The sequence below is a fragment of the Pseudomonas sp. B35(2017) genome (assembly GCF_002113645.1).
Taxonomy (GTDB): domain Bacteria; phylum Pseudomonadota; class Gammaproteobacteria; order Pseudomonadales; family Pseudomonadaceae; genus Aquipseudomonas; species Aquipseudomonas ekonensis.
On the sequence record NZ_NEIZ01000006.1, the window covers coordinates 295,624 to 322,406 of the forward strand.

A 26,783-nucleotide genomic window follows, 5' to 3' on the forward strand; every position below is an offset into this window, starting at 1 on the left:
TCAGCCTTTCAACGGTTACCCGCACGCTCGACAGGTAACGTTCAGCTCTCGCTGGTGGCCCCGGTCTTGCGCCGCGGAATGCCCAGGCGCTGACGGCGTTCCCACAGGCACTTGCGGCTGACGCCCAGCTTGCGCGCCAGTTCGGTCTCGGTCATGTGGTCCTGATGCTCGAGGACGAAGTGCTGGAAGTAGTCCTCCAGCGACAGGTCTTCGGTCGGCTCGTGGCTGTTGGTGGGTGCGCTGGCGGCCGCTTGCGCCGGCAGGCCGATGAATTCGTCCTCCTCCAGGTCCCCCAGCTCGATGTCGATGCCCAAAAGGTCGGCGGAGATTTCCGGGCTCTCGCTCAGGATCACCGCGCGTTCCACCGCGTTCTCCAGCTCCCGCACGTTGCCCGGCCAGGAGTAGTGACGGATCGCCTGTTCGGCGTCCGCGGCGAATTTCAGGTCGGTGCGGTTGATCCGGGCGCTCTGGCGGGCGAGGAATGCGTTGGCGATTTCGTTGACGTCGGCGCCGCGCTCGCGCAGGGCCGGCAGCTTCAGGGCGATCACGTGCAGGCGGTAGTACAGGTCTTCACGGAACTGGCCGATCTTCGCCAGGTTCTTGAGGTCCCGGTGGGTCGCGGCGATCAGGCGCACATCGACCTTTTGCGACTGCACCGAACCGACCCGGCGGATTTCGCCTTCCTGCAGCACGCGCAGCAGGCGGGCCTGGGCCTCCAGCGGCAGTTCGCCGATCTCGTCGAGGAACAGCGTGCCGCCGTCCGCCGCTTCCACCAGGCCGGCGCGGCCGGCGCTGGCGCCGGTGAACGCGCCTTTCTCGTGGCCGAACAGTTCGGACTCGATCAGGCTTTCCGGGATGGCGGCGCAGTTCACCGAGATCATCGGTGCCTTGGCGCGCCTGGACAGGTTGTGCAGGGCCCGGGCCACCAGTTCCTTGCCGGTGCCGGACTCGCCCTGGATCAGCACATTGGAGTCCGTCGGCGCGACCTTGCGGATCTTGCCGTACAGATCCTGCATCGGCGGACAGGAACCGATGATGCCGATCTCGCCGTTGCCCGCATCGACGGCGGCCTTGCCGCTGCCGTTGGCGGACTTGCCCGCGACGGCTTCGCCGGCGGCGGGGGCGGCCTGGCGGTCACGCAGGATCCTGGCCACGGCCTGGAGCATCTCGTCGTGGTCGAAGGGCTTGGCGATGTAGTCGACCGCGCCCATCTTCATCGAGTCCACGGCCGAGCGCAGGCTGGCGTAGCTGGTCATGATCAGCACCGGGGTGCCCTGGCCGAGCTTGATCAGCTCGGTGCCCGGCGCGCCCGGAAGTCGCAGGTCGCTGACAATCAGGTCGAAAGTGGGAATGCTGAAGCGTTCTTGTGCTTCCTGCACTGAACCGGCTTCGCTGACCTGGTACTGGTTGCGTTCCAGCAGGCGGCGCAAGGCGGAGCGGATGATGGTTTCGTCTTCGACGATCAAAATGTGCGGCATTGATTCGATACTCTCGACGGTCTCAGTTCACAGCGGACGTCGCTTCGACATGACGCGGCAAAGTCACCCGGATACGGGTGCCGCGCTGGCTCTGTACATCAGCCGGGCTGTCGATGGTGATTTGTCCATAATGCTCTTCAACGATGGAATAGACCAGTGCAAGGCCCAGGCCGGTGCCTTCGCCAGGGTCCTTGGTGGTGAAGAAAGGTTCGAACAATCGGTCCATGATGCTCGACGGGATGCCGCTGCCTTCGTCTTCCACGATCAGGTCGACCGTGTGTTCGTAGGCTTCGCTCCTCACCCGCACCGCACTGCCGGCGGGCGAGGCGTCACGGGCGTTGGACAGCAGGTTGATCAATACCTGGGCGAGCCGCTGCGGGTCGCCTTCGACCCAATGGTCCGGGTCGCACAGGTTGAAGAACTGAACCTCGAAGTTGCGCCGGTTCAAGGCTAGAAGACCGATGGCGTCCTGCGCCACTTCCGCCAGACAGACGGGTTCGTCGCTGTGCTGATGGCTGCCGGCGTGGGCGAAGCTCATCAGGGACTGGACGATGCGCGACACGCGTTTGGTCTGTTCGAGGATCTGGCCGCTGATTTCCGTCAGTTCGCCGTCCTCTTCGCGCTCCTCGCGCAGGTTCTGCGCCAGGCAAGCGATGCCGGTGATCGGGTTGCCGATTTCGTGGGCCACGCCGGCCGCCAGCCGACCGATGCTGGCCAGGCGTTCGGAGTGCACCAGCTTGTCTTCGAGCATCTGGGTTTCGGTCAGGTCCTCGACCAGCAGCACCAGGCCGCTGTTGCCCGGCGCCAGCGGTTCGTCGATCGCCGCCTTGTGCAGGTTCAGCCAGCGGGTCTGGCCGTCGAGGGCCAGGTGCTGCTTGTGCAGGTGCTCGTCCGGCACGTTGATGAAGCCTTGCAGCAGTTCTTTCCACGGGTTGGCGATGGTGCCCAGGCGCGAGCCGACCACCCGTTGCGCCGCGATGCCGGTCAGTTCCTCCATCGCCTTGTTCCACATCAGGATCTCCTGATCCTTGGCCAGCGAGCAGACGCCCATCGGCAGCTCCTGCAGGGTCTGGCGGTGGTAGCGGCGCAGGGCGTCGAGTTCGGCGGCCAGCCCCGTGAGGCGGGAGTGGTAGTCCTCGAGGCGGCTTTCGATGAAGTGGATGTCTTCGGTGACGTAGTTTTCGCCGCCGGCCTTGTAGGGCAGGAAGGTTTCCACCATGTCCTGGGCCACGCTCGGCCCCATCAGGCCGGACAGGTTCGCTTCGATGCGGTCGCGCAGGCGGCGCAGGGCGTAGGGGCGGCGCTCGTCGAACGGCAGGTAGAGGTCGCGCAGGGCCTGTTCGACTTCCTTCTGCGCGGCTTTGGCGCCCAGCGGCTTGGCCAGCTGCGTGGCGAATTCCTGCGGCGAGGCGGCGTGCAGTTCCCGGCGCTGCGGACGGCGCACGTTGTCCACCGCGCAGGCTTCGGCGGCGCTGGCCTCTTCGGGGCTGGCGTTGGTGAACAGCGAAATCAGGGTGAACATCAGGACGTTGGCGGCCAGCGAGGCGATGGCCGCCATGTGCCAACTGGTGTCGTCCAGCACGTAGATCATGTTCAGCAGCGGGATGTAGAAGCCTTGCAGGTTGCCGACCAGCGGCAGCAGCATGGTCACCACCCACACCATGATCCCCGCCAGCAGGCCGGCGATGAAGCCGCGCCGGTTGGCGGTCGGCCAGTACAGCACCGACAGCACGCCGGGCAGGAACTGCAGGGTGGCGACGAAGGCCACGATGCCGAGGTTGGCTAGATCCTGGCCCGGGCCGAGCATCAGGTAGAAGCAGAAGCCGGCCATGATGATCGCGACGATCAGCGCCCGCCGCGTCCATTTCAGCCAGCGGTAGATGTTGCCTTCGGCCGGCGGCTGGTAGAGCGGCAGCACCAGGTGGTTGAGCGCCATCCCGGACAGGGCCAGGGTGGTGACGATGATCAGCCCGCTGGCCGCCGACAGGCCGCCGACGTAAGCCAGCAGCGCCAGCGCCTTGCTGTCGGCGGCGATGCCGATGCCGAGGGTGAAGTATTCGGGGTTGGTGGTGGCGCCCAGCTTGAGCCCGGCCCAGAGGATCAGCGGCACCGCCAGGCTCATCAGCAGCAGGAACAGCGGCAGGCCCCAGCTCGCGCTCACCAGCGAGCGCGGGTTGAGGTTCTCGGTGAAGGTCATGTGATACATGTGCGGCATCACGATGGCCGAGGCGAAGAACACCAGCAGCAGGGTGCGCCACGGGCCTTCCTGCAGCGGCGTGTGCAGGGCGGCGAGGGCGGTCTGGTTCTGCAGCAGCCACAGTTCCAGCTGCTGCGGGCCGTCGAACACGCCGTACAGCGCGTAGAGGCCGACGCCGCCCAGGGCCACCAGCTTGATCACCGACTCGAAGGCGATCGCGAACACCAGGCCTTCGTGCTTCTCGCGGGTGGCGATGTGCCGGGAACCGAAGAAGATCGTGAACAGGATGATCAGCGCACAGAACGCCAGGGCCACGCGGTTCTGCACCGGCTCGCCGGTGAGGGTGCCGATGGAGTCGGCCACGGCCTGGATCTGCAGCGCCAGCAGCGGCAGCACGCCGATCAGCATGAAGATCGTGGTCAGCGCGCCGGCCCAGGTGCTGCGGAAACGGAAGGCGAACAGGTCCGCCAGCGACGACAGCTGATAGGTGCGGGTGATCTTGAGGATCGGGTACAGCAGCACCGGCGCCAGCAGGAACGCGCCGGAGACCCCCAGGTAACTGGACAGGAACCCGTAGCCGTACTGATAGGCCAGGCCGACCGTGCCGTAGAACGCCCAGGCGCTGGCATAGACCCCCAGCGACAGGGTGTAGGTCAGCGGATGGCGAATGATCGCCCGCGGGATCATGCCCCGTTCGCTGATCCAGGCCACGCCGAACAGGGCGGCCAGGTAGGCGGCGCTGATCAGCAGCATCTGGGTCAGGCTAAAGCTCATCGGCATCTTTTTGGCTCTGCAGGATGAAGGTCACGACGATCAGGATCAGCCACAGCAGATAAGGGCGATACCAGGCGCCCGTGGCGTCGATCCACCAATCCATGATGGCCGGCGAAAACAGGTAGATCCCCACGACCAGAAGCAGGACCAAGCGATAGATGTACATCCCGGCCTCTCTTTTTTATGCGCGTACCCGAAAACGTGCGGCGATGGTAACGGATGGGCGCGCCACTGCAAGTGCCGTCACAGCAGTTGTGCTTCGGGCAATGTCAGTGTGCGCGGGATTTTCGCGGCGTCCCAGTGGGCGCAGCCCCAGGCCAGCAGTTCCTGCGGGGTGGCGTCGGCCAGTTCCGGGCCGGGTTCCTGGCCCAGCGCCCGCAGGGCCCTGAGCAGCAGGGGCGTTGCCTGGTCGGCGGTCAGCGGCGGGGAGCGGTAGGACTTGCCGAGCTTGTTGCCGTCCGGCTGGGTGATCAGCGGCAGGTGCAGGTAGCGCGGCTGGCGCAGGCCCAGCAGTTCCTGCAGGTAGAGCTGGCGCGGTGTGGAGTCGAGCAGGTCGGCGCCGCGCACGATGTCGGTGATGCCCTGCCAGGCGTCGTCCAGCACCACGGCCAGTTGGTAGGCGTAGAGACCGTCGCGGCGGCGGATCACGAAGTCGCCGACGTCGCGGCCCAGGTGCTGGCGGAACTCGCCCTGCACGCGGTCGGTGAAGCGGTACTCCAGCTCCGGCACGCGCACGCGGATCGCCGCGTCCTCCTGGCCATGGCCGGCATTGCGGCACAGCCCCGGGTAGATGCCGCCGTAGGGCTCCAGTTGCTTGCGCGAGCAGGTGCAGGCGTAGGCCAGGCCTTGATTGAACAGGCGGTTGAGCACTTCGGCGTAGGCGTCGTGGCGGTCGCTCTGGCGCACCATCTCGCCGTCCCATTCGAAGCCGTAGCGCTCCAAAGCCTCGAGGATCGCGGCCTGGGCGCCGGGTTCTTCCCGGGGCGGATCGAGATCCTCCATGCGCACCAGCCAGCGGCCGCCGACCGAGCGCGCATCCAGATAGGACGCGAGGGCGGCCACCAGCGAGCCGAAGTGCAGGTGTCCGCTGGGGGTGGGGGCGAAGCGGCCGATGTAGGCAGGGGAGGTCATGGCGGTCATGGGGATGGCGATACGGGTTCCAGGCTTGCGCCGACTCGCTGCGGGAGCGGGCTTGTCCGCGGATGCGATGTTTCGTTCAGCATAGGACGGGGCTGACGCTGCGTTGTCGCAGGTTCAGGAGCGGAAACGAAAACGGAGCGTTCGCACGCTCCGTTCTCTGCTCGGGCCGGGATTACTTGCCGACCTGCTTTTCCTTGATTTCCGCCAGGGTCTTGCAGTCGATGCACAGGTCGGCGGTAGGACGGGCCTCGAGGCGCTTGACGCCGATCTCGATGCCGCAGGACTCGCACCAGCCGTACTCTTCGTCCTGGATCAGTTCGAGGGTCTTGTCGATCTTCTTGATCAACTTGCGCTCGCGGTCGCGGGCGCGCAGCTCGAGGGCGAACTCTTCTTCCTGGCTGGCACGGTCGGCCGGGTCCGGGAAGTTGGCAGCCTCATCCTTCATGTGGTCTACCGTCTTGTCGACCCCTTCCATCAGCTCTTTTTTCCAGCTCATCAAAAGCTTGGTGAAGTGAGCGCGCATGGGGGCGCCCATGTACTCCTCGCCTTCGGCCGGAACGTAAGGTTCGAAACCGCTGATCGTCGGTTGTTGCTTTGCTTGGGTGGGCATGAATGGACCGCCTCTACTCTTGTAATCCATTGCGCAGGATTGCTCCATCACCGACACCTGCCGGCCCTGCGGCTGCAAGCGGGCGAACTTACCAGATCAATTCGGCCCGCGCCACTCCCGGATGTCGAGCCCGCGGCCGGTGGCGCCTGCAAATGTTTGCCAGGCCGTGTCCGGTGGTGCTGGAGACCTGATCAATCACTGATTTTAGTCAATCCTGGAGCATACGTATGGCTCGTTACAGTCCAGAGTCTCAGAGGTTCTGACCGCTGCGGGTTCTCGACCGTTCCGCGACGTGGGTAGAATCGCTTCTTTTCCCTGGGAAGCAAGGCCGATGGCTCAGTCCTACAGTGCGCGCAGTCGTGCGATCGAACCGTTTCATGTCATGGCGCTGCTGGCGCGGGCCAACGAGCTCCAGGCCGCCGGCCACGACGTGATCCACCTTGAGATCGGCGAGCCGGACTTCACCACCGCCGAGCCGATCATCCGCGCCGGGCAGGCGGCGCTGGAGGCAGGGAAAACCCGCTACACCGCCGCCAGGGGCATTCCCGAGCTGCGCGAGGCGATCGCCGGCTTCTACCGCCAGCGCCATGGCCTGGACATCGATCCGCAGCGCATTCTGATCACGCCCGGCGGTTCCGGCGCACTGCTGCTGGCCAGCGCCTTGCTGGTGGATCCGGGCAAGCATTGGCTGCTGGCCGACCCCGGCTACCCGTGCAACCGGCATTTCCTGCGGCTGGTCGAAGGCGCGGCGCAATTGGTGCCGGTCGGCCCCGAGGTGCGCTATCAGCTGACGCCGGACCTGGTCGACCGTCATTGGGACCACGACAGCGTCGGCGCGCTGGTCGCCTCGCCGGCCAACCCCACCGGCACGGTGCTGAGCCGCGACGAGCTGGCGGCGCTGTCCGCGGCGGTCAAGGCGCGCCACGGCCATCTGGTGGTGGACGAGATCTATCATGGCCTGACCTACGGCACCGACGCTGCCAGCGTCCTTGAAGTGGATGACAGTGCTTTTGTCCTGAACAGTTTTTCCAAGTATTTCGGCATGACCGGGTGGCGCCTCGGCTGGCTGGTGGCGCCGCAGGCGGCGGTCGGCGAGCTGGAGAAGCTTGCGCAGAACCTCTACATCAGTGCCCCGAGCATCGCCCAGCAAGCCGCGCTGGCGTGCTTCGAGCCCAATACCATCGCCATCCTCGAGGAACGCCGCGCCGAGTTCGGCCGCCGTCGGGATTTCCTCCTGCCGGCACTGCGCGAATTGGGCTTCAACATCGCCGTGGAGCCGGAAGGGGCGTTCTACCTGTACGCCGACATCAGCCGGTTCGGCGGCGATGCCTTCGCGTTCTGCCGGCATTTCCTTGAGACCGAGCATGTGGCATTCACGCCGGGGCTGGACTTCGGCCGTCATCAGGCCGGCCATCACGTGCGGTTCGCCTACACGCAAAACCTTGCGCGCCTGCAAGAAGCGGTGGATCGGATCGCCCGCGGCCTGAAGAGCTGGCAAGGCTGATGCGCTTTCATCCTCCCCTCGAAGAGGCGCGGCTGATCCGGCGCTACAAGCGGTTTCTCGCCGATGTCGAGACGGTCGGCGGTGAGTCGTTGACGCTCCACTGTCCGAACACCGGCTCGATGCTCAATTGCCTGGTGGAGGGCGGGCAGGTCTGGTTCAGTCGCTCCAACGATCCCAAGCGCAAGCTGCCCGGCACCTGGGAGATCGGCGAAACCCCGCAGGGCCGGCGGTTCTGCGTGAACACCGGGCGGGCCAATGCCTTGGTCGAGGAGGCGTTGCAGGCCGGAGTGATCCGCGAGCTGAACGGGTTTACCGCGCTGAAGCGCGAAGTCGCTTACGGTCAGGAAAAGAGCCGGATCGATTTTCGTCTCGACTACCCGCAAGGGCCGGCCTACGTGGAAGTGAAGAGCGTCACCCTGGGCTTCGACGGCACGGCGGTGGCGGCGTTTCCCGATGCGGTGACCGAGCGCGGCGCCAAGCACCTGCGCGAGCTCGCGCACCTGGCCCGGGACGGCATCCGGGCGGTGCAGCTGTATTGCGTCAATCTCAGCGGCATCGACGCGGTGCGCCCGGCCCGTGAAATCGATCCGGGCTACGCCGATGCCCTGCGCGAGGCGGTGGCCTGCGGGGTCGAGGTGCTGGCCTATGGCGTGCGGCTGGATCATCAGCAGATGGTGATCGACCGCCGGTTGGACGTCTTGCTCGACGGCTAGAGGTCGACCCACAGCCCTTGGGCGTCTTCGCGGCAGGGGATGGCGGTCAGCGCCTGTCCGGCGCAGGGGCCGGAGACGCATTCGCCGTCCTCGATCAGAAACAGCGCGCCGTGGGTAGCGCACTGGATCAGGCTGTTGCTCGGGTCGAGAAAACGGTCCGGGTGCCATTCCAGCCCCACGCCCCGGTGCGGGCAGCGGTTCAGGTAGACATAGGCCCGGCCGCTGCGGCGCACCGCGAACAGCCTTTTCCCTTCGATATCGAAACCGCGGCTGCCGGCCTCGGCCAGCTCGGCGCCCGCGCACAGAAACTTCATGGCTATCCTCAAATGTCGGCTCGTGTCCGGATGTGTCCGAGCTTGACGTTCAAATGCAAACAATTATCAAATGGCCGCCTTCGTCCGCCGCCTGGCGACCCGATGCCGAGGATACTTGTCCTCGCGTCGCGATGCCCGGAAAAACCTGTTCAAGGAAGCTGTTCATGCGCCTGAGTACCCGCATCGCCGTGCTGTGCACCGGACTGTTCGTCAGCCACCTGGCAGGGGCGGCGGACTTGCCGCAACGCTGGGTCAGCGCCGGCGGGGCCTTGTCGGAATGGGTGAGCGCGTTGGGCGGCGAGGCCAAATTGGTGGGCGTCGACACCACCAGCCAGCATCCGGAATCGCTCAAGGCGCTGCCGAGCATCGGCTATCAGCGCAGCCTTTCGGCCGAGGGGATCCTGAGCCTGCGCCCGCAGATTTTGATCGGCACCGAGGAAATGGGCCCGCCGCCGGTGATTTCCCAGGTGCGCAGCTCTGGCGTGCAGGTGGAGCTGTTCTCGGCCCAGCCTGACCTGCCGACCCTGGAAAAGAACGTCAACCGTCTGGGGGCGCTGCTGGGGGCCGATGAGCAGGCCGCGCAGCAGCTGCACAATTATCAACAGCAGCTGGATACGCAAAAGCAGCGCGTGGCTCAAGCGCAGGCGAAGCAGAAGGCTCCGGGCGTGCTGCTGATCCTGGGGCATGCCGGCGGCAAACCGCTGATCGCCGGCACCGACACCGCCGCGGACTGGATGATCCGCCAGGCCGGTGGGCGCAACCTGGCGACGCAATCCGGCTACAAGCCTTTTTCCGTGGAGTCGCTGGCGGGCCTGGATCCTGAAGTACTGGTCTTCGCCGACCGGGCGATGAACGGCGAGGCGGCGAAGGCGGCCCTGTTCAAGGAAAACCCGATCCTCAACGCCAGCCGTGCGGCCAAGGCCGGGCGGGTGCTGGAGCTGGATCCGACGCTGCTGGTCGGCGGCCTCGGGCCGCGTCTGCCGGCGGCGCTGAAGGCGCTGTCCGACGGTTTCTACCCGGCCAAGGGCGGGCAATGAATCCAGTGGTCAAACCCCGGGGCCTGTTCATCGGCCTGATCCTGTTGTGCCTGTCGGCGACCTGGCTGTCGTTGGCGCTGGGGCCGGTCAGCCTGCCGTTGCTGGATACGCTGCGCACGGCCTTGCGCATGCTCGGCGTGCCGCTGGCGGCGGACGGGCTGGAGCAGGCCGAACTGATCCTTTGGCAGATCCGTCTGCCGCGCACGCTGCTCGGGCTGGCGGTCGGCGGGGTGCTGGCGCTGTCCGGCGTGGCGATGCAGGGGTTGTTCCGCAATCCGTTGGCCGACCCGGGGCTGGTCGGTGTGTCCAGCGGCGCGGCGTTGGGGGCGGCGGTGGCGATTGTCGGCGGTTCGCTGTTCGGTGGGCTGCCGGAGTGGTTCGGCCCCTATTTGTTGTCGGCGTGCGCGTTTCTCGGCGGCCTCGGGGTGACGGCGCTGGTGTACCGGCTGGGCCGGCGCAACGGGCAGACCAATGTCGCCACCATGCTGTTGGCGGGGATCGCCCTGACCGCGCTGGCCAGCTCGGCCGTCGGCCTGTTCACTTACCTGGCGGATGACGCGACCCTGCGCACCCTGACGTTCTGGAACCTGGGCAGCCTCAACGGCGCCAGTTACGCACGCTTGTGGCCGCTGCTGATCATCAGCGCCGGGGTGGCCTTGTGGCTGCCGCGCCGGGCACGGGCGCTGAATGCGCTGTTGCTGGGGGAGTCCGAGGCCGGGCATCTTGGCATCGATGTCGAACGGCTCAAGCGCGAACTGGTGTTCTGCACGGCCCTCGGCGTCGGCGCGGCCGTGGCGGCGGCGGGAATGATCGGTTTCGTCGGCCTGGTGGTGCCGCATCTGGTGCGGCTGCTGGCCGGGCCCGATCACCGGGTGCTGTTGCCGGCGTCGGTGCTGGCCGGGGCGAGCCTGCTGTTGCTGGCGGATCTGGTGGCGCGGCTGGCGCTGGCGCCGGCGGAACTGCCGATCGGCATCGTGACGGCGTTCATCGGGGCGCCGTTCTTCCTTTATCTGCTGCTGCGGGGGCGGGCCTGATGTTGCGCGCAGACAATCTGCACATCCGCCGCGGCCGCAAGACGGTGCTGGCCGGGGTCAGCCTGCAGCTTGCGCCGGGCGAGGTGCTGGGGGTGCTGGGCCCGAACGGCGCGGGCAAGAGCACGTTGCTCGGCGCCTTGTGCGGCGAGCTGGCGCCGGACGACGGTGACGTCCTGCTTGAGGGCGTGGCATTGGCGCAGTGGCGCGGCAGCCGACGCGCCCAGCGGCTGGCGGTGCTGCCGCAGGTGTCCACCCTGGAGTTCGCTTTCCGCGTCGAGGAAGTGGTCGGGATGGGGCGCTTGCCGCATCAGGCCGGACGGGTGCGCGACGATGAAATCATCATCGAGGCGTTACAGGCGGCGGATGCAGCGCACTTGAGCGGACGCAGCTATCTGGCGCTGTCCGGCGGCGAACGCCAGCGTGTGCACCTGGCGCGGGTGCTGGCGCAGTTGTGGCCGGGGCAGGCCGGGCAGACCCTGCTGCTGGACGAGCCGACGTCGATGCTCGATCCGCTGCATCAGCACACCACGCTGCAGGCCGTGCGGGCGTTTGCCGACCGCGGCGCGGCGGTGATGGTGATCCTGCATGATCTGAATCTGGCGGCGCGCTATTGTGATCGCATCCTGCTGCTCGAAAGCGGACGGCCCGTGGCGCTGGACACGCCGCAGCAGGTGTTGCGGCCGGACTCGCTCAAGGCGGTGTTCGGCCTGGAGGTGCTGGTGCAACCGCATCCGGAGCGCGGACACCCGCTGATCATCGCCCGCTGAACGGTTCTACGAGGTGCAGGCATGCGCGCAATCCTGTTGTTGGCGATCTTGTTGCTCGGCGGCTGTCAGGCTGTGGCACCGCCTCCGGTCACGGGCGAAATCCGGGACCTGCGTAGCGGTGAGGCGCTGACGCCCCGGCAACTGCTGGCACGCCTGGGCGAGCCGCAGCGGGTGATCGTCGGCGAGCAGCACGACAATGCCGACCACCATGGCCTGCAGCTGTGGCTGCTGCAGAACCTGGAAAAGGAACGCCCCCAAGGCAGCCTGCTGTTGGAAATGCTGGTGCCCGAGCAACAGGCGCGGGTCGATGATGTGCGCAGGTCCGCTGCGCCTCCCGCAGACCTTGCCCAAGCCTTGGCCTGGCAGGATGGATGGGACTGGAGCCTGTACGGGCCGATCGTCCGGTTTGCCCTCGCTCAGCCTTATCCGCTGCTGGCGGCCAATCTCGATGGCGCCGACGTTCGGGCGTTCTACCGCGAGTCTCCGGCGTTGAGCGGAACCCGCAGCAACGCTGCACCGGTCAAGAAGCAATTGCTGGAGCAGATTGCCGATTCTCACTGCGGCTTGCTGCCGGCCTCGCAAATGCCGGCGATGCTGGCGGTTCAGCAACAGCGGGATCGGCGCATGGCCTCGCGCTTGTTGGCGGCGCCTGCGCCCGCGATGCTGTTCGCCGGAGCCTTTCATGCGCGCAAGGATGTCGGCGTGCCGCTGCATGCGCTGGATCTTGGCGCAGAGGAAGCGCCGACGGTGCTGCTGCTGGCGGAACAGGGCAGTGAAGTGTCGGCGAGCATGGCCGACTATGTCTGGTTCACGCCTGCCCGACCGCCGCAGGATTACTGTGCCGAGATGCGAAAGCAGTTCGGCAAATGACTTTTCCACAGGCAAAAAAAGACCCGGTAAAAACCGGGTCAAATAACCGTGATTAGCCTGATGAGGAGATAATCTGAGAGTCCGAACCAAGGGCCTTTCAGAATATCGACCGGTCTCGCGACCAGTTGTGATAATAATAGCGATTCTCATTACCAAGTCAACAACCCTTTCCGATTTCTTTTCCCTTGTCTGGAAAAAGGCCAAAAAGCCCCGGAAACAAGGGACGTCAATGCTGGGCGTGAAACGCGGCAAGCTGGCGGTTGAGCTGGTCGATGCGCCGCGCCATGCTTTCGATCAGGCTGTGGGCGATTTTAGGGTTGGTGCGCGTCATGCTGAGAAACTGATCGCCGGGAATCAGCATCACGGTGCTCGGCTCGCTGGCGATCACCGTAGCGTTGCGCGGTTCGCCGGTGAACGCCGCCATGGCTCCGAAGATCTCGTCCTTGGGCACATCGCCCACCTTGTGTCCGTCGACAAACGCTTCGGCATGCCCTTCGATGATCACGAACACATGGTCGGAGGTGTCGCCCTGCTGAATCAGCACTTCACCTGTAGGAACCCGTTTGAACCCGTTGGTGCTGCGGAACTCGCGGGGCTTAAGCTCGGCGACGGCATGGGCGAGCAGGGCGGTCTGGCCGAGCAGGTAGCGCAGGAACAGGTCGCCGTTCGCGGGCGTCGAGTACACATGCTGGAACACATCGTTTCGCCGATACGGCAACAGGCTCAGTGGGCCGTCTGCGCACAGCCGCAGATCCGTCCACTCCGGCCCTTGCTGCAGGCCGATCAGGTCGCCCTCGTGCCAATAGAACAAGGTCCGGGCGGCGAGGCTGCCGTTGACCACGCCTTGGCTGAGCACAAACAGCCGGTCGCCGGGCAACTGCGCCATCAGGTCGTCCGCCGACTCCAGCTCCAGCGGCGGCCCGCAAGGCGCAAGCCCCGCCAGGCATTGCATCGGCAGGTCCTGCAGGCGACTGGTCAACGCATCGGCATAGGCCGACTGATCCCCGAGCAAGTACATGGCGGCGAGTGCCCGTTCAATTCTTGTGGCGGGAGGAAATGGCTTCGAGCTGCTTGTTCAGAGCGTCCTTGCGCTCGGCGGGGATGTCGTTCCAGTGCACGTCCATCAACGCCCCTTCAATCGCGTACAGCAACACCTTCGACGCCCGGAACCCTCGGGTCCGCACGGCACGGTAAGCGTCCACCGCGCCCAGGCGGCGCAGATCCGAAGCGCTGTGGATGCCCACGGCATGCAGCCATTGCGCCGACGTCTTGCCGAGATTCTTCAGGTGTTGCAGTTCATCATTCATCAAGCCTCCTTGCGACGGCCGAATGGTGCGTGGGCGATCTTCTCAGGAGTGTAGCCATCAGCAGGAAAAGCGTGGTTCGTTGGTCGGATTGGACGCAAACGCTTCTAAGGGGCGGCCGATTGCTCAGCAGCAGTGGTGGGGCGTGGGAAGGAACGGGCGGCATGCCGTCCAGCGCAGGGGCGCTGGACGGCTCGGGCGGCTTCAGCGGGTGCGGTAGCGCAGCCGGGTGCCGAAATTCATCGACATCAGAATCTCGTCGGCGCTCAGCTCAGGCGGAAAGTACGCGCCGGAGATCTGCGCGTGGGCCAGGCTGGCGCCTTCCAGCGAGGCTTGGCGAAAGTCGATGCCGCGAAGGTCGGCGGAGCGGAAATAGGCGTCGGTGAAATCAACGCCGTCAGCGTTCAGTTCACGCAGGTCGAGGCCGCGGAAATCGCCGCCCACCATATCGATCGGCCCGTCCTTGGGTCGCTCCTTGTTGAAGCCTGCGATGTCATCCTTGTGCAGCAAGGCGTACAGCGGGGTGTCGAGTAGTTTCGGCTGGCTCATGTCAATTCACCTGTTGGTTTTATGACGCCAGTATAATGCCACTATTTGACGGCCGTGAAGCAAGCGGGGGCTTCACGGCCGAAATAGTCCCTTACAGGCCTGGCAGACGCTGACGGATCTGTGCCACGACGGTGTCCAGCGTGCCGGATTCATTGGTCTGCACGCGCTTGCTGCGCAGGATCTCTTCCGGGGTCAGGGCTTCGCGGTTGGCCTGTTGCGCCTCGATGACGGCCAGGGTCGCGTCGGACGGATCTTTTTTGTCCGCCTGACGAATCGCCAACCAGCTTTCGATCACGGCTTGCGGCGCGTTGCAGTCCAGGATCAGGAACGGCGTGCCGGTGGCCTCGGCGACGGCCGCCGCGCTGTCGCGCTGGCCGCGCTTGAGGTAGGTCGCATCGATCACCACCGGGAAGCCTGCACGCAGGATCACCGCCGCCACTTCATGCAGACGGTCGTAGGTGGCGACGCTGGCTTCAGGGCTGTAGATGCCGGCCTGGACGTCATTGGCGACGGTCTGCTCGCCGAACAGGCGCTTGCGCTCCACGTCGGAACGCAGGCGGACGGCGCCCAACGCTTCCACGAGGCGCATGGCCACGTGGCTCTTGCCCACCGCCGATACGCCGTGGGTGATCGCCATGAAGCGCGAAGGGATGGTGCTGTAGCTTTCCGCCAGGTTGGCGTAGTTGCGGTACTGGCGCAGGGTGGTGGCGCGCTGCACCGGCGTGGCGTCGGCCGGCATGCTGAACAGCGACACCTTGGCGCGCACCAGGGCGCGATAGGCCTTGTAGAAGTTCAGGACTTCCAGGCCCTGGTAGTCGCCGGTCAGTTCCAGGTACTGGCTGATGAAGCGGCGGGCCAGGGATTTCAGGCCACGGTCTTCCAGGTCCATCGCCAGGAAACCGATGTCGGCGTAGACGTCGGTGAAACGGAACGGTTCGTTGAACTCGATGCAGTCGAAGATCACGACCTTGCCGTCGATCACGGTGGCGTTGCCCAGGTGGATGTCACCGTGGCATTCGCGGGTGAAGCCCTCGGCCTTGCGTTGGGCGAACAGCGGCTTGAGGCGATCGAAGCTGGCTTCGGCCCAGGCCTCGAGGGCTTCGAGTTGCAGCAGGTCGTTCTTGTCGCTGAGGAACGGACGGATCTGCTCGAAGTTCTGGCGAACCGGCGCCATCACGCTGTCCGGCGTGCCGGCGTCGTGTTCGGCCGGCACCTTCGGCGCATTGAGGTGGAAACGGGCGATCTGCTCGGCCATCTCGTCGATGTGGGCAGTGGTCAGCTCGCCGTTGGCCTGCAGGGTGCTGAGCAGCCCGGTCTGCGGGAACTGGCGCATCTTCAGCACGTATTCGATGGCCGGGCCGTCGCCGCCCAGTTGCGGGTTCTCGGCGGTGCCGGTGACCGGCAGGACCTCCAGGTAAAGGTCGTCGGTCAGGCGCTGGTTCAGCCGCAGCTCTTCGCCGCAGAAATGCGCGCGGGACTCGAGGCCGGTGAAGTCGAGGAAGCCGAAGTTCACCGGCTTCTTCACTTTATAGGCGAACTGACCGGTGAGCAGCACCCACGAGATGTGGGTTTCGATGACCTGGAACCCTTCGACGGGGTGCGGGTAGAGGGCCGGGTTTTGCAGGGCAGCGATCAGGGACTGGCTCACAGGTGATCCTTCAGTGTCTGGGGGATTCGAGGCGCTCATTATGGCCGCTCGCCCGCCCGACGCAAACCTCGGAGCGCTCCTGTTGAGTATGAATAAAGTGCGTATAATCCGCCGCCATGACACGTACCCGATCCCCCCGCACACCGAAAAAACCACCCTCCCGGGGCCTGCGCCCATGGCTGGGCTGGGCCCTTAAACTCAGCCTGGTCGGCCTTGTGGTGCTGGCCGGCTTCGCCGTGTACCTCGATGCCGTGGTGCAGGAGAAATTCTCCGGCAAGCGCTGGACGATCCCGGCCAAGGTGTACGCGCGGCCGCTTGAGCTGTTCGTCGGACAAAAGCTGAGCAAGGACGATTTCCTCACCGAACTCGATGCCCTCGGCTACCGCCGCGAAAGCGTCAGCAACGGCCCCGGCGCGGCATCGGTCAACGGCAACACCGTCGACCTGAACACCCGTGGCTTCCAGTTCTATGAAGGGCTGGAAAAACCGCAGCCGGTGCGCGTGCGGTTCTCCGGCGACTACGTGGCCGAGCTCTCGGCGACCAACGGCTCGAAACTGTCCGTGGTGCGCCTGGAGCCGCTGCTGATCGGCGGGATCTACCCGAAAAACCTCGAAGACCGGATCCTGATCAAACTCGACCAGGTGCCGCCGTACCTGCTGGAAACCCTGGTGGCCGTGGAAGACCGGGATTTCTACAGCCACTGGGGCGTGTCGCCGAAGTCGATCGCCCGGGCGGTGTGGGTGAACACCTCCGGCGGCAAGATGACCCAGGGCGGCAGTACGCTGACCCAGCAGTTGGTGAAGAACTTCTACCTGACCAACGAACGCAGCCTGACCCGCAAGCTCACCGAAGCCATGATGGCGATGCTGCTGGAGCTGCATTACGACAAGAAGGAAATCCTTGAGGCGTACCTCAACGAAGTGTTCGTGGGCCAGGACGGTCAGCGTGCGGTGCACGGTTTCGGTCTGGCCAGCCAGTTCTTCTTCGGCCAGCCGCTGTCCGAGCTGAAGCTGCATCAGGTCGCGCTGCTGGTGGGCATGGTCAAGGGGCCGTCCTACTACAACCCGCGCCGCAACCCGGAGCGGGCGCTGGAGCGACGCAACCTGGTGCTCGACGTGCTTGAGCAGCAGGGCGTCGCGACCGCCGAACAGGTGGAGGCGGCGAAGAAGATGCCGCTGGGCGTGACCACCCGCGGCAAGCTGGCCGACAGCTCGTTCCCCGGCTTCATCGATCTGGTCAAGCGCCAGTTGCGTGAAGACTACCGCGACGAAGACTTGACCGAAGAGGGCCTGCGGATTTTCACCAGCTTCGATCCGATCCTGCAGATGAAGGCCGAAGCGTCGGTCAACGACACCTTCAAGCGCCTGTCCGGCCGCAAAGGCGCCGACGACGTGGAAGCGGCAATGGTCGTGACCAACCCGGAAACGGGCGAGGTCCAGGCCATGATCGGCAGCCGTCAGGCCAGCTTCGCCGGCTTCAACCGGGCACTGGATGCGGTACGGCCGATCGGCTCGCTGATCAAGCCGGCGGTGTACCTGACCGCGCTGGAGAAGCCGAGCCAGTACACGCTGACCAGTTGGCTGTCGGACGAATCCTTCTCGGTGAAGGGCGCGGACGGGCAGGTCTGGAAACCGCAGAACTATGACCGCCGCTCCCACGGCACCGTGTTCCTTTATCAGGGACTGGCGCATTCCTACAACTTGTCCACAGCCCGTCTGGGGCTCGCCATCGGTGTGCCCAACGTGCTCAAGACCTTGGGACGCCTGGGCGTTACCCGCGACTTCCCGGCCTTCCCATCGATGCTGCTGGGGGCAGGCGGCATGACCCCGATGGAAGTGGCGACCATGTACCAGACCCTGGCCAACGGCGGCTTCAACACGCCGATGCGCGGGATCCGCAGCGTGCTGACCGCCGAGGGCGAACCGCTCAAGCGCTATCCGTTCCAGATCGAACAGCGCTTCGATCCGGCCTCGATCTACCTGATCCAGAACGCCATGCAGCGAGTCATGCGTGAAGGCACCGGCAGTTCGGTCTATAACGTGTTGCCCAAGACCCTGACGCTGGCCGGCAAGACCGGCACCAGCAACGACTCGCGCGACAGCTGGTTCGCCGGGTTCAGCCAGGACCTGCTGGCGGTGGTGTGGCTGGGCCGCGACGACAACGGCAAGACGCCGTTCACCGGCGCCACCGGCGCGCTGCAGGTCTGGACCAGTTTCATGCGCAAGGCCGATCCGCTGCCGCTGGACATGCCGCAACCGGACAACGTGGTGCAGGCCTGGGTCGATGCGCGCACCGGCCAGGGTTCCGACGCCAATTGCCCGGGTGCGGTGCAGATGCCGTATATTCGCGGCAGCGAGCCTCCGCCCGGCGCTGCGTGTGCGGGCGAAAACCCCACACCTGCCGAGTCGGTGATGGATTGGGTCAAGGGCTGGATGAATTAAGCAAAGAGGGATTCAAGTGAACAAGTGGTTGATTCCGGCGGTGACCGCCGTGGCGCTGCTCAGCGGCTGCTCTACCGTGCAGCGTGGTTCGATTCCGGTTGTGGATTCCGGCACCGCCGTGTCCAACAGCGAGCGCATTTCGGCCAATGGCGGGTTCCGGCAGACGACCGTGAAGCGGCCGGCGCAGAGCCAGGCCCAAGCCATTCCCCAAGGCGACACCGGCGTGGTGGTAATGGTGCCGGGCGGCGCGGCGACCTCGACGCCGATCAGCACCTCGCCGATCGTTCCGGGCCCGGCGTCCGGCGGCATCACCCCGGGGCCGTACAACGCTGCGCCGGTGGAATCCGCACCGATCGGCTCCGGCAGCTACAGCATGCCTTCGGCACCGAGCGGCATCCCGTCGGCCAGCGGCAGCGGCGGCGGTCTGTCCGCCGACGAGCAACTGGACGGCCCGGTGCTCGCGCTGTTGACCACCGCCCAGCAGCAACAGGCCGGCGGCGACCTCAACGGCGCCTCGTCCAGCCTGGAGCGTGCCCAGCGTGTGGCCCCGCGTGAGCCGCAAGTGCTGTACCGCCTGGCCCAGGTGCGCATGGCCCAAGGCGATGCGCCGCAGGCCGAGCAGTTCGCCCGCCGTGCCCTGACGATGGCCAACGGTCGTCCGGACCTGCAGGCCAGCCTGTGGGAGCTGATCGCCCAGGCCCGCGAGAAGCAGGGCGATGCCTCCGGCGCCGCGCTGGCCCGTCAGAAAGCCCGGGTCTCGCTGTGATGGACGTGCGTTTTCCGAAAGTCGCCGATCAGTTGCTGCTGATCGAGCGTGAACTGCGCGCCCAGGGCTGGTGGGACGACGTGCCGCCGTCCGCCGAGGCCCTGAACAGCGTCGAGCCCTTCGCCGTCGATACCCTCGAGTTCGAGCAGTGGCTGCAATGGATCTTCCTGCCGAAGATGAAGACCATCCTTGAGCAGGATCTGCCGCTGCCCAACGCGTCGGGCATCCAGGAAATGGCCGAGATGGTCTTCGCCCAGCGCAACGTGCAGGGCAAGGACCGTCAACTGCAGGTGCTGCTCAAAGAGTTCGACCTGCTGATCACCGCATCGCGTTGAGCCGGAAACTGCCGGTGGCTACTGGCAGTTTTCGTTTATCTGCTTGTGCGTTTCGGCGATTCGCTCCTGACGCTGCTCTTCGTTGAGCCGTCGCACCTTTCCCTCCACTTCTTCCCTCAGGCGCGGATTGTTCTGCAGCTGCGCAAGATTGGTGCGCGCCTGGTCGCAAAACGCCGTCAGCTGCGCTTGCTGTTCGGCGACTTGCCGCTTGACCTTTTCGTCGATGGCTTTCTGGTCGCCGAGTGCGCCGCTGCCCGGCATTGCCGATGGCTTGGACGCAGAGGGGAGGGGCGGGGCAGAGGGCTGCACGGTGATGGCGGGCTGTCCCGGCGGCGGTTGCGCGTCGAAATGCGTGACCCCTTGGGCGTCCACCCAAGTGTAGATCTGACCGGCCATGCACCACGGGCTGAGGCCGATCAGCAGACTGGCGATAAGCGTTCGCATGCTGATTCCTTGGTAAAACTGCGCAATCGGAGCTAACAGAGTAGCTCTTTACAGGTTTTTTCTTGCGTTCTCATGTATTTACCCACAATTAAGCCCATAGACGGCTTGACTTGCAGAGGGCGAAACAGAAGAATCCAAAGTCCGCTGTAGAGGGACTGCCAGAAGCAGACCCGCTCGGCAGATCATGAGGCGCCTATCCGCGTCGACCTGTTACACCCGCAACGCGTTACCTCGCGCTGGGTGGGAAAGGCCCGCAACACTTGGGACGATCCCAATACTTGCTCAGTCAGTGCTGACGTAGTCGGCGACCACCGTCGCTCATGCTCTGCCGAGAAGTAAACCTATTAAGACCCGTTCCGCTATTTCGTGGACGGTATTCTGGCGTTTTAGAGGTGAACAACGTGGAGCTTTTATCTGGCGGTGAGATGCTCGTCCGCTTCTTGCGTGACGAAGGCGTCAAATATATCTACGGGTACCCGGGTGGTGCTCTCCTTCATGTCTACGATGCCCTGTTCAAAGAACCGGAAGTGACTCACATCCTGGTTCGTCACGAACAAGCGGCTACCCATATGGCTGACGGCTATGCCCGTGCCACCGGCAAGGCCGGCGTGGTGCTGGTGACGTCCGGTCCTGGCGCCACAAACGCCATCACCGGTATCGCGACCGCCTATATGGACTCCATTCCGATGGTGATCATTTCCGGTCAGGTGCCGAGCACCATGGTCGGCACCGATGCGTTCCAGGAAACCGACATGATCGGCATCTCCCGGCCGATCGTGAAGCACAGCTTCATGATCAAGCACGCTTCGGAAATCCCGGAAGTCATGAAGAAGGCCTTCTACCTGGCGCAATCCGGTCGTCCGGGCCCGGTCGTTGTCGATGTCCCGAAAGACATGACCAACCCGGCCGAGAAGTTCGAATACGTCTTCCCGAAAAAAGCCAAGCTGCGTTCCTACAGCCCGGCCGTCCGCGGCCATTCCGGGCAGATCCGCAAGGCAGCGGAAATGCTCCTGGCGGCCAAGCGTCCCGTCCTCTATTCGGGCGGCGGCGTGATCCTCGGCAACGGCTCCGCGCCGCTGACCGAACTGGCCAAGATGCTCAACCTGCCGGTGACCAACACCCTGATGGGCCTGGGCGGTTTCCCCGGCACCGACCGTCAGTTCATCGGCATGCTCGGCATGCACGGCAGCTACACCGCCAACCTTGCGATGCACCATGCCGATGTGATCCTGGCCGTCGGCGCTCGCTTCGACGACCGGGTGATCAACGGCGCGCCGAAGTTCTGCCCGAACGCCAAGATCATTCACGTCGACATCGACCCGGCGTCGATCTCCAAGACCATCAAGGCCGACGTACCGATCGTAGGTCCCGTCGAGAGCGTCATGACCGAAATGGTCGCGATCCTCAAGGAAATCGGCGAGACCCCGAACAAGGACGCCGTGACCAGCTGGTGGAAGCAGATCGACGAATGGCGCGGTGACCGCGGCCTGTTCCCTTACGACAAGGGCGACGGCAGCAAGATCAAGCCGCAGACCGTGATCGAGACCCTGTGCGAAGTGACCAAGGGCGATGCCTTTGTGACCTCCGACGTGGGCCAGCACCAGATGTTCGCTGCGCAGTACTACAAGTTCAACAAGCCCAACCGTTGGATCAACTCCGGTGGCCTGGGCACCATGGGCTTCGGTTTCCCGGCGGCCATGGGCGTGAAGCTGAGCTTCCCTGATTCGGACGTCGCGTGCGTGACGGGCGAGGGCAGCATCCAGATGAACATCCAGGAACTGTCGACCTGCATGCAGTACGGTCTGCCGGTGAAGATCGTCAACCTGAACAACGGCGTGCTGGGTATGGTTCGCCAGTGGCAGGACATGAGCTACGGCAGCCGCCACTCGCACTCCTACATGGAATCGCTGCCTGACTTCGTCAAGCTGGCCGAGGCCTATGGTCACGTGGGCATCCGCATCACCGACCTGAAGGACCTGAAGCCGAAGATGGAAGAGGCGTTCGCCATGAAGGATCGCCTGGTGTTCCTCGATATCCAGGTCGACACCAGCGAACACGTCTACCCGATGCAGATCAAAGACGGCTCCATGCGCGATATGTGGCTGAGCAAGACGGAGCGTACCTAATCATGCGGCACATCATTTCCTTGCTTCTGGAAAACGAACCCGGCGCCTTGTCGCGTGTGGTCGGCCTGTTCTCGCAGCGCAACTACAACATCGAAAGCCTGACCGTGGCGCCGACCGAGGACCCGACCCTGTCGCGTCTGACGCTGACCACCGTCGGCCACGATGAAATCATCGAGCAGATCACCAAGAACCTGAACAAGCTGGTCGAGGTGGTCAAGCTGGTGGATCTGTCGGAGAGCGCTCACATCGAGCGCGAACTGATGCTGGTCAAGGTCAAGGCCACCGGCGCCCAGCGCGCCGAGATCAAACGCACCACCGATATCTATCGTGGGCAGATCGTCGATGTCAGCGCCAGCGTCTATACCGTTCAACTGACCGGTACCAGCGACAAGCTCGACAGCTTCATCCAGTCGATCGGCACTGCCTCGATTCTGGAAACCGTACGCAGCGGCGTCACCGGGATTGCCCGCGGCGACAAAGTGCTCAGCATCTAAAACAATTTGGCGAACGGCCTGAACGGCCTGGATATATAGGGGAATTTCATGAAAGTTTTCTACGATAAAGACTGTGACCTGTCGATCATCCAGGGCAAGAAAGTTGCCATCATCGGTTACGGTTCCCAAGGTCACGCCCAGGCGTGCAACCTGAAGGACTCGGGCGTCGACGTCACCGTCGGCCTGCGCAAAGGTTCCTCCACCGTCGCCAAGGCCGAGGCCCATGGCCTGAAAGTCACCGACGTGGCCACCGCTGTCGCCGGCGCCGACCTGGTCATGATCCTGACCCCGGACGAGTTCCAGTCCCAGCTGTACAAGAACGAAATCGAGCCGAACATCAAGAAGGGCGCCACCCTGGCCTTCTCCCACGGCTTCGCGATCCACTACAACCAGGTCGTTCCGCGTGCCGACCTCGACGTGATCATGATCGCGCCGAAAGCGCCGGGCCACACCGTGCGTTCCGAGTTCGTCAAAGGCGGCGGCATCCCTGACCTGATCGCCGTCTACCAGGACGCTTCGGGCAACGCCAAGAACGTTGCGCTGTCCTACGCGGCAGGCGTCGGCGGCGGCCGTACCGGCATCATCGAAACCACCTTCAAGGACGAGACCGAAACCGACCTGTTCGGCGAACAAGCCGTTCTGTGCGGCGGTACCGTCGAGCTGGTGAAAGCCGGTTTCGAAACCCTGGTCGAAGCAGGCTACGCGCCTGAAATGGCCTACTTCGAGTGCCTGCACGAACTGAAGCTGATCGTTGACCTCATGTACGAAGGCGGCATCGCCAACATGAACTACTCGATCTCCAACAACGCCGAGTACGGCGAGTACGTGACCGGCCCGGAAGTGATCAACGCCGAATCCCGTCAGGCCATGCGCAATGCCCTGAAACGCATTCAGGACGGCGAGTACGCCAAAATGTTCATCAGCGAAGGCGCGACCGGCTACCCTTCGATGACCGCCAAGCGTCGCAACAACGCCGCTCACGGCATCGAAATCATCGGCGAGCAACTGCGCTCGATGATGCCGTGGATCGGTGCCAACAAGATCGTCGACAAAGCCAAGAACTAAGTCCTCGACCCGTGTGCGAAAAACGCGGCCTCGGCCGCGTTTTTTCGTTTGAGCCCGACGCTTCTGGTATAAAGCTGCATCGTTTGCGGCCGAACCGTCGTCCCAGACACCTGTCGAAACTGTCCAATCCGTTGCAAGGTAATGTCCATGAGCGAACGTCCTGAAGAGCCGAACCAGGCTTCCGACGCCGAAAGCCTGCTGCCCGTCGACGAGCACGTCGAAGAGGGCCATGACGCCGAAGGCCGTAAAGTCCGGCATCGTGGTATCTATCTTCTGCCGAACCTGTTCACCACCGCGAACCTGTTCGCAGGGTTCTATTCCATCATCAACTCCATGAGCGCCCAGGCCGCATTGAGCGCGGGGGATGCGGCCAATGCGAGCAAGTACTTCGCCTTCGCCGCCATCGCGATCTTCGTCGCCATGGTGCTCGACGGCCTCGACGGCCGCGTCGCGCGGATGACCAACACCCAGAGCGCGTTCGGCGCCGAGTACGACTCGCTGTCCGATATGGTTGCCTTCGGCGTGGCCCCGGCGTTGCTGGCGTTCGGTTGGGCGCTGGGCGACATGGGCAAGGTCGGCTGGATGGTCGCCTTCATTTATGTGGCCGGTGCGGCGCTGCGTCTGGCGCGCTTCAACACTCAGGTCGGCACGGCGGACAAGCGTTACTTCATCGGCTTGGCCAGCCCTGCTGCCGCCGGCGTGGTGGCGGGCATCGTCTGGGCGTTCAGCGATTACGGGATCCAGGGTTCGAAGATGTCGTTCCTGGTTGCCCTGATGGTCGCCGCTGCGGGCATGCTGATGGTCAGCAACATCAAGTACAACAGCTTCAAGGAACTGGACCTCAAAGGCCGCGTGCCTTTCGTGGCGATCCTCGCGGTGGTGCTGGTCTTTGCCGTGGTGTTCAGCGATCCGCCGCGCATCCTGCTGCTGGTTTTCCTTGCCTATGCGGCGTCCGGCCCGGTGCAGTACCTGTTGCATCTTCGTCGCCACAAAAACGCCGAGTGATGTAATTTCCCTCATACTCCGCAGTCTACGGGTGCATCTGTCCTCCAAAACTGCGGAGTTGTCATGCTGATCAAAGTCCCCAAGGCGTCCGGTTGCACTGAGTCGGACGTCACGCCCGAATCCATCTACCTGTCCCGTCGGCAACTGCTTGGCGCAACGGCCGCCGGCCTGGCCATGACCGGCCTGCCGCGCTGGGCCGGTGCCGAAGAGACTGCGCGTTACGCCGATGTCGATCCCGGAAAGGCACCTACTTGGTTTGCCGAAAAACTGCCCTCCACCCAATGGGGAGCGGTCAGCGCCAAGGACGAGGCCATCACGCCGTTCAAGGACGCGACCCATTACAACAACTTCTATGAGTTCGGCACCGACAAGGGTGACCCGGCAGCCAACGCCGGCTCCCTGAAGACCGAACCCTGGAGCGTGGTGGTGGACGGCGAGGTGGGTAAGCCGGGGCGTTATGCGCTGGAAGACTTCATGAAGCCCTACCGATTGGAGGAGCGGATCTATCGTTTGCGCTGCGTCGAGGCGTGGTCGATGGTCATTCCCTGGATCGGCTTTCCTCTGTCGGCGTTGCTCAAGCAGGTCGAGCCGACCTCCAACGCCAAATTCATCCGTTTCGAAACCCTGCAGGATCCCAAGAGCATGCCGGGGCAGCGATCCGGGTTCGCCCTGATCGATTGGCCCTATGTAGAGGGTTTGCGTCTGGATGAGGCAATGCATCCGTTGGCGATTCTGGCGGTCGGCATGTATGGCCGAGAACTGCCGAATCAGAATGGTGCGCCCCTGCGTCTGGTGGTGCCTTGGAAGTACGGCTTCAAGAGCGTGAAGTCGATCGTGCGGATCAGTCTGGTGAGTGAGCAGCCGAAGACCACCTGGCAAAGCATCGCAGCGAATGAATACGGCTTTTACGCGAACGTGAACCCGACGGTCGACCACCCGAGGTGGACGCAGGCGCGGGAGCGGCGTCTGCCGAACAGCCTGTTCAAGCCCAACGTGCGTGATACGCAGATGTTCAACGGCTACGCGGAAGAGGTTGCTTCTCTTTATGCCGGGCTCGATCTGCGGAAGAACTACTGATGCGGCATACCTTTTGGCGTATGGGTGTTTTTGTCGCCGCGGCGATCTGGCCGCTGCTGTGGTTCTACCAGGCCTTTTCGGATCTGCTCGGGCCGGATCCAGGCAAAGTGCTGGTCGATCGGTTAGGGCTAGGCGCGCTGGTGCTGCTGCTGGTCACCTTGAGCATGACGCCGGCACAGAAGCTGACCGGGTGGGCGGGATGGATTGCCGTCCGCAGGCAGCTGGGCCTTTGGTGCTTCGCCTATGTGGTTGTGCATTTGTTCAGCTATATGGCGTTCATCCTGGGGTTCGACTGGTCGCAGCTGGGGGTTGAGTTGCGCAAGCGTCCGTACGTCATCGTCGGAGCGCTGGCATTCCTGGGATTGCTGGCGCTAGCCGTCACCTCCAACCGTTACAGTCAGCGTCGGCTGGGTGTCCGTTGGAAGAAGCTGCATCGGTTGGTTTATCCGATCCTCGGGCTTGGGTTGCTGCATATGCTTTGGATCGTACGGGCGGACCTCAAGGAGTGGGCAGTCTATGCCTTTATAGGTGCCTCTCTATTGGTGCTGCGGATCCCTCCTGTGACGCGTCGGATCCCGCGGTTGATGGGGAAAAAGCGGATTCTGCAAGAAAAGTGAAATTAACGGTTGACGGTAGATTTCAGTTCTCTATAATTCGCCCCACTTCCGGCGCAGTCGAAACGGAAAACTCCTTGAAATTCAACGAGTTATGAAGTTTTCGGCAGCGGGTCGCTTCAGTTCAGCGAAGCCCGGAGGGAGTCGAAGAGGGTGGTGATGTTTGGCTCTTTCGGCGTTTCGATCCTCCCGGTCGAAAGCGGAGAAAAAGAGGTGTTGACAGCAGCGTGCAACGCTGTAGAATTCGCCTCCCGCTGACGAGAGATCGAAAGCGCAAGTGGTTGAAGTTGAAAAAGAAATTTTGAAAACTTCTGAAAATAACCGCTTGACAGCAAATGAGGCTGCTGTAGAATGCGCGCCTCGGTCGAGACGAAAGGATTGACCAACCGCTCTTTAACAACTGAATCAAGCAATTCGTGTGGGTGCTTGTGGAGTCAGACTGACAGTCAGAAAGATTATCAGCATCACAAGTTACTC

General features: G+C 64.1%; 27 protein-coding genes. 15 read left to right on the forward strand and 12 right to left on the reverse strand.

Features of this window, described 5'->3' with window-relative positions:
* Nucleotides 1-41: 41 nt before the first annotated feature.
* The 5 genes from CAG41_RS14255 to dksA form a co-directional block, all read right to left on the reverse strand.
* A complete protein-coding gene (locus tag CAG41_RS14255) occupies nt 42-1,478 on the reverse strand; it encodes a sigma-54 dependent transcriptional regulator (RefSeq protein ID WP_085584267.1) in 1,437 nt (478 codons plus the stop codon).
* A gap of 22 nt (nt 1,479-1,500) precedes the next feature.
* Nucleotides 1,501-4,455: a sensor histidine kinase gene (locus tag CAG41_RS14260; RefSeq protein ID WP_170930283.1), complete on the reverse strand. Its 2,955-nt coding sequence runs from the start codon at nt 4,453-4,455 to the stop codon at nt 1,501-1,503.
* Nucleotides 4,439-4,615 carry a hypothetical protein gene (locus CAG41_RS28330; RefSeq protein WP_003176118.1) on the reverse strand — a complete coding sequence of 59 codons (177 nt, stop codon included), beginning with the start codon at nt 4,613-4,615 and terminating at the stop codon, nt 4,439-4,441. The genes CAG41_RS14260 and CAG41_RS28330 overlap by 17 nt, the downstream gene beginning before the upstream one ends.
* Nucleotides 4,616-4,692: 77 nt before the next feature.
* The gene (gluQRS, locus tag CAG41_RS14265; protein WP_170930284.1) at nt 4,693-5,580 is read right to left on the reverse strand and encodes a tRNA glutamyl-Q(34) synthetase GluQRS; all 888 of its coding nucleotides are present in this window, start codon (nt 5,578-5,580) and stop codon (nt 4,693-4,695) included.
* Nucleotides 5,581-5,761: 181 nt separating this feature from the next.
* The gene (gene dksA / locus CAG41_RS14270; RefSeq protein ID WP_085632256.1) at nt 5,762-6,199 is read right to left on the reverse strand and encodes an RNA polymerase-binding protein DksA; all 438 of its coding nucleotides are present in this window, start codon (nt 6,197-6,199) and stop codon (nt 5,762-5,764) included.
* 331 nt (nt 6,200-6,530) lie between these two features.
* Between dksA and CAG41_RS14275 the strand changes: the two genes are divergently transcribed.
* Together CAG41_RS14275 and sfsA are read left to right on the forward strand one after the other, a co-directional pair.
* Entirely contained in the window at nt 6,531-7,703 is a 1,173-nt protein-coding gene (locus CAG41_RS14275; protein WP_085584275.1) for a pyridoxal phosphate-dependent aminotransferase, read from the forward strand.
* A complete protein-coding gene (gene sfsA / locus CAG41_RS14280; protein ID WP_085584277.1) occupies nt 7,703-8,416 on the forward strand; it encodes a DNA/RNA nuclease SfsA in 714 nt (237 codons plus the stop codon). Before CAG41_RS14275 ends, sfsA begins: the two co-directional genes overlap by 1 nt.
* On the opposite strand, the gene CAG41_RS14285 is transcribed toward sfsA, so the two are convergent.
* The gene (locus tag CAG41_RS14285; protein ID WP_085584279.1) at nt 8,413-8,730 is read right to left on the reverse strand and encodes a Rieske (2Fe-2S) protein; all 318 of its coding nucleotides are present in this window, start codon (nt 8,728-8,730) and stop codon (nt 8,413-8,415) included. The genes sfsA and CAG41_RS14285 overlap by 4 nt on opposite strands.
* Before the next feature lie 164 nt (nt 8,731-8,894).
* On the opposite strand from CAG41_RS14285, the gene CAG41_RS14290 reads away from it, so the two are divergent.
* The 4 genes from CAG41_RS14290 to CAG41_RS14305 are packed head-to-tail and all read left to right on the forward strand — an operon-like array spanning nt 8,895 to nt 12,438.
* Nucleotides 8,895-9,767, forward strand: a complete 873-nt coding sequence (locus CAG41_RS14290; protein WP_085638830.1) for a hemin ABC transporter substrate-binding protein — start codon at nt 8,895-8,897, stop codon at nt 9,765-9,767.
* A 50-nt stretch (nt 9,768-9,817) separates the two neighbouring features.
* Entirely contained in the window at nt 9,818-10,801 is a 984-nt protein-coding gene (locus CAG41_RS14295; protein ID WP_170930003.1) for an iron ABC transporter permease, read from the forward strand.
* Nucleotides 10,801-11,568, forward strand: coding sequence for a heme ABC transporter ATP-binding protein (locus CAG41_RS14300; protein WP_085707116.1), 768 nt, complete (start codon nt 10,801-10,803; stop codon nt 11,566-11,568). The genes CAG41_RS14295 and CAG41_RS14300 overlap by 1 nt, the downstream gene beginning before the upstream one ends.
* Nucleotides 11,569-11,589: 21 nt before the next feature.
* A complete protein-coding gene (locus CAG41_RS14305; protein ID WP_085707117.1) occupies nt 11,590-12,438 on the forward strand; it encodes a ChaN family lipoprotein in 849 nt (282 codons plus the stop codon).
* A gap of 226 nt (nt 12,439-12,664) precedes the next feature.
* Here the strand turns inward: CAG41_RS14305 and CAG41_RS14310 are convergent, their stop codons facing one another.
* The 4 genes from CAG41_RS14310 to CAG41_RS14325 all read right to left on the reverse strand — a co-directional run bounded on the left by CAG41_RS14310 (nt 12,665) and on the right by CAG41_RS14325 (nt 15,939).
* Nucleotides 12,665-13,456, reverse strand: a complete 792-nt coding sequence (locus CAG41_RS14310; protein ID WP_085707118.1) for a Crp/Fnr family transcriptional regulator — start codon at nt 13,454-13,456, stop codon at nt 12,665-12,667.
* 16 nt (nt 13,457-13,472) lie between these two features.
* Complete coding sequence (locus CAG41_RS14315) at nt 13,473-13,745, reverse strand: TfoX/Sxy family protein (protein ID WP_003228231.1); 273 nt, start codon at nt 13,743-13,745, stop codon at nt 13,473-13,475.
* A gap of 201 nt (nt 13,746-13,946) precedes the next feature.
* Nucleotides 13,947-14,291, reverse strand: coding sequence for a pentapeptide repeat-containing protein (locus CAG41_RS14320; RefSeq protein WP_085584291.1), 345 nt, complete (start codon nt 14,289-14,291; stop codon nt 13,947-13,949).
* Between the two features lie 91 nt (nt 14,292-14,382).
* Complete coding sequence (locus tag CAG41_RS14325; protein WP_085584293.1) at nt 14,383-15,939, reverse strand: bifunctional aminoglycoside phosphotransferase/ATP-binding protein; 1,557 nt, start codon at nt 15,937-15,939, stop codon at nt 14,383-14,385.
* A gap of 116 nt (nt 15,940-16,055) precedes the next feature.
* Here CAG41_RS14325 and mrcB point away from each other — a divergent pair, with 116 nt between their 5' ends.
* The 3 genes from mrcB to CAG41_RS14340 are packed head-to-tail and all read left to right on the forward strand — an operon-like array spanning nt 16,056 to nt 19,481.
* Entirely contained in the window at nt 16,056-18,380 is a 2,325-nt protein-coding gene (gene mrcB, locus CAG41_RS14330; protein WP_085584295.1) for a penicillin-binding protein 1B, read from the forward strand.
* 16 nt (nt 18,381-18,396) lie between these two features.
* Nucleotides 18,397-19,146 (forward strand): tetratricopeptide repeat protein, encoded by a 750-nt coding sequence (locus CAG41_RS14335; protein WP_085584297.1) that lies wholly within the window; start codon nt 18,397-18,399, stop codon nt 19,144-19,146.
* Nucleotides 19,146-19,481: a YqcC family protein gene (locus CAG41_RS14340; protein ID WP_085707119.1), complete on the forward strand. Its 336-nt coding sequence runs from the start codon at nt 19,146-19,148 to the stop codon at nt 19,479-19,481. Before CAG41_RS14335 ends, CAG41_RS14340 begins: the two co-directional genes overlap by 1 nt.
* 18 nt (nt 19,482-19,499) lie before the next feature.
* On the opposite strand, the gene CAG41_RS14345 is transcribed toward CAG41_RS14340, so the two are convergent.
* A complete protein-coding gene (locus tag CAG41_RS14345) occupies nt 19,500-19,925 on the reverse strand; it encodes a DUF4124 domain-containing protein (protein WP_085584301.1) in 426 nt (141 codons plus the stop codon).
* Nucleotides 19,926-20,326: 401 nt separating this feature from the next.
* Here CAG41_RS14345 and CAG41_RS14350 point away from each other — a divergent pair, with 401 nt between their 5' ends.
* From CAG41_RS14350 to msrQ, 6 genes are all read left to right on the forward strand, one after another.
* Nucleotides 20,327-22,051 carry an acetolactate synthase 3 large subunit gene (locus CAG41_RS14350; RefSeq protein ID WP_085584316.1) on the forward strand — a complete coding sequence of 575 codons (1,725 nt, stop codon included), beginning with the start codon at nt 20,327-20,329 and terminating at the stop codon, nt 22,049-22,051.
* 2 nt (nt 22,052-22,053) lie between these two features.
* Nucleotides 22,054-22,545, forward strand: coding sequence for an acetolactate synthase small subunit (ilvN, locus tag CAG41_RS14355; RefSeq protein ID WP_040064172.1), 492 nt, complete (start codon nt 22,054-22,056; stop codon nt 22,543-22,545).
* A gap of 48 nt (nt 22,546-22,593) precedes the next feature.
* Nucleotides 22,594-23,610: a ketol-acid reductoisomerase gene (gene ilvC / locus CAG41_RS14360; protein ID WP_085632244.1), complete on the forward strand. Its 1,017-nt coding sequence runs from the start codon at nt 22,594-22,596 to the stop codon at nt 23,608-23,610.
* A 147-nt stretch (nt 23,611-23,757) separates the two neighbouring features.
* Nucleotides 23,758-24,615, forward strand: a complete 858-nt coding sequence (gene pssA, locus CAG41_RS14365) for a CDP-diacylglycerol--serine O-phosphatidyltransferase (RefSeq protein WP_085584305.1) — start codon at nt 23,758-23,760, stop codon at nt 24,613-24,615.
* A 63-nt stretch (nt 24,616-24,678) separates the two neighbouring features.
* Nucleotides 24,679-25,692: a protein-methionine-sulfoxide reductase catalytic subunit MsrP gene (gene msrP / locus CAG41_RS14370; protein WP_085632242.1), complete on the forward strand. Its 1,014-nt coding sequence runs from the start codon at nt 24,679-24,681 to the stop codon at nt 25,690-25,692.
* Nucleotides 25,692-26,309 carry a protein-methionine-sulfoxide reductase heme-binding subunit MsrQ gene (gene msrQ, locus CAG41_RS14375; RefSeq protein WP_085584309.1) on the forward strand — a complete coding sequence of 206 codons (618 nt, stop codon included), beginning with the start codon at nt 25,692-25,694 and terminating at the stop codon, nt 26,307-26,309. The genes msrP and msrQ overlap by 1 nt, the downstream gene beginning before the upstream one ends.
* A 116-nt stretch (nt 26,310-26,425) precedes the next feature.
* Here msrQ and CAG41_RS28585 read toward each other — a convergent pair whose 3' ends face one another.
* Nucleotides 26,426-26,719: a hypothetical protein gene (locus tag CAG41_RS28585; protein WP_256582576.1), complete on the reverse strand. Its 294-nt coding sequence runs from the start codon at nt 26,717-26,719 to the stop codon at nt 26,426-26,428.
* Nucleotides 26,720-26,783 lie beyond the last annotated feature (64 nt).

Excerpts from the sequence above, each read along its gene's own strand:
- CAG41_RS14255 (WP_085584267.1), bottom strand. The coding sequence starts at position 1,478 with ATGCCGCACATTTTGATCGTCGAAGACGAAACCATCATCCGCTCCGCC.
- CAG41_RS14260 (WP_170930283.1), bottom strand. The coding sequence starts at position 4,455 with ATGCCGATGAGCTTTAGCCTGACCCAGATGCTGCTGATCAGCGCCGCC.
- CAG41_RS28330 (WP_003176118.1), bottom strand. The coding sequence starts at position 4,615 with ATGTACATCTATCGCTTGGTCCTGCTTCTGGTCGTGGGGATCTACCTG.
- gluQRS (WP_170930284.1), bottom strand. The coding sequence starts at position 5,580 with ATGACCTCCCCTGCCTACATCGGCCGCTTCGCCCCCACCCCCAGCGGA.
- dksA (WP_085632256.1), bottom strand. The coding sequence starts at position 6,199 with ATGCCCACCCAAGCAAAGCAACAACCGACGATCAGCGGTTTCGAACCT.
- CAG41_RS14275 (WP_085584275.1), top strand. The coding sequence starts at position 6,531 with ATGGCTCAGTCCTACAGTGCGCGCAGTCGTGCGATCGAACCGTTTCAT.
- sfsA (WP_085584277.1), top strand. The coding sequence starts at position 7,703 with ATGCGCTTTCATCCTCCCCTCGAAGAGGCGCGGCTGATCCGGCGCTAC.
- CAG41_RS14285 (WP_085584279.1), bottom strand. The coding sequence starts at position 8,730 with ATGAAGTTTCTGTGCGCGGGCGCCGAGCTGGCCGAGGCCGGCAGCCGC.
- CAG41_RS14290 (WP_085638830.1), top strand. The coding sequence starts at position 8,895 with ATGCGCCTGAGTACCCGCATCGCCGTGCTGTGCACCGGACTGTTCGTC.
- CAG41_RS14300 (WP_085707116.1), top strand. The coding sequence starts at position 10,801 with ATGTTGCGCGCAGACAATCTGCACATCCGCCGCGGCCGCAAGACGGTG.
- CAG41_RS14305 (WP_085707117.1), top strand. The coding sequence starts at position 11,590 with ATGCGCGCAATCCTGTTGTTGGCGATCTTGTTGCTCGGCGGCTGTCAG.
- CAG41_RS14310 (WP_085707118.1), bottom strand. The coding sequence starts at position 13,456 with ATGTACTTGCTCGGGGATCAGTCGGCCTATGCCGATGCGTTGACCAGT.
- CAG41_RS14315 (WP_003228231.1), bottom strand. The coding sequence starts at position 13,745 with ATGAATGATGAACTGCAACACCTGAAGAATCTCGGCAAGACGTCGGCG.
- CAG41_RS14320 (WP_085584291.1), bottom strand. The coding sequence starts at position 14,291 with ATGAGCCAGCCGAAACTACTCGACACCCCGCTGTACGCCTTGCTGCAC.
- mrcB (WP_085584295.1), top strand. The coding sequence starts at position 16,056 with ATGACACGTACCCGATCCCCCCGCACACCGAAAAAACCACCCTCCCGG.
- CAG41_RS14340 (WP_085707119.1), top strand. The coding sequence starts at position 19,146 with ATGGACGTGCGTTTTCCGAAAGTCGCCGATCAGTTGCTGCTGATCGAG.
- CAG41_RS14345 (WP_085584301.1), bottom strand. The coding sequence starts at position 19,925 with ATGCGAACGCTTATCGCCAGTCTGCTGATCGGCCTCAGCCCGTGGTGC.
- ilvN (WP_040064172.1), top strand. The coding sequence starts at position 22,054 with ATGCGGCACATCATTTCCTTGCTTCTGGAAAACGAACCCGGCGCCTTG.
- ilvC (WP_085632244.1), top strand. The coding sequence starts at position 22,594 with ATGAAAGTTTTCTACGATAAAGACTGTGACCTGTCGATCATCCAGGGC.
- pssA (WP_085584305.1), top strand. The coding sequence starts at position 23,758 with ATGAGCGAACGTCCTGAAGAGCCGAACCAGGCTTCCGACGCCGAAAGC.
- msrP (WP_085632242.1), top strand. The coding sequence starts at position 24,679 with ATGCTGATCAAAGTCCCCAAGGCGTCCGGTTGCACTGAGTCGGACGTC.
- msrQ (WP_085584309.1), top strand. The coding sequence starts at position 25,692 with ATGCGGCATACCTTTTGGCGTATGGGTGTTTTTGTCGCCGCGGCGATC.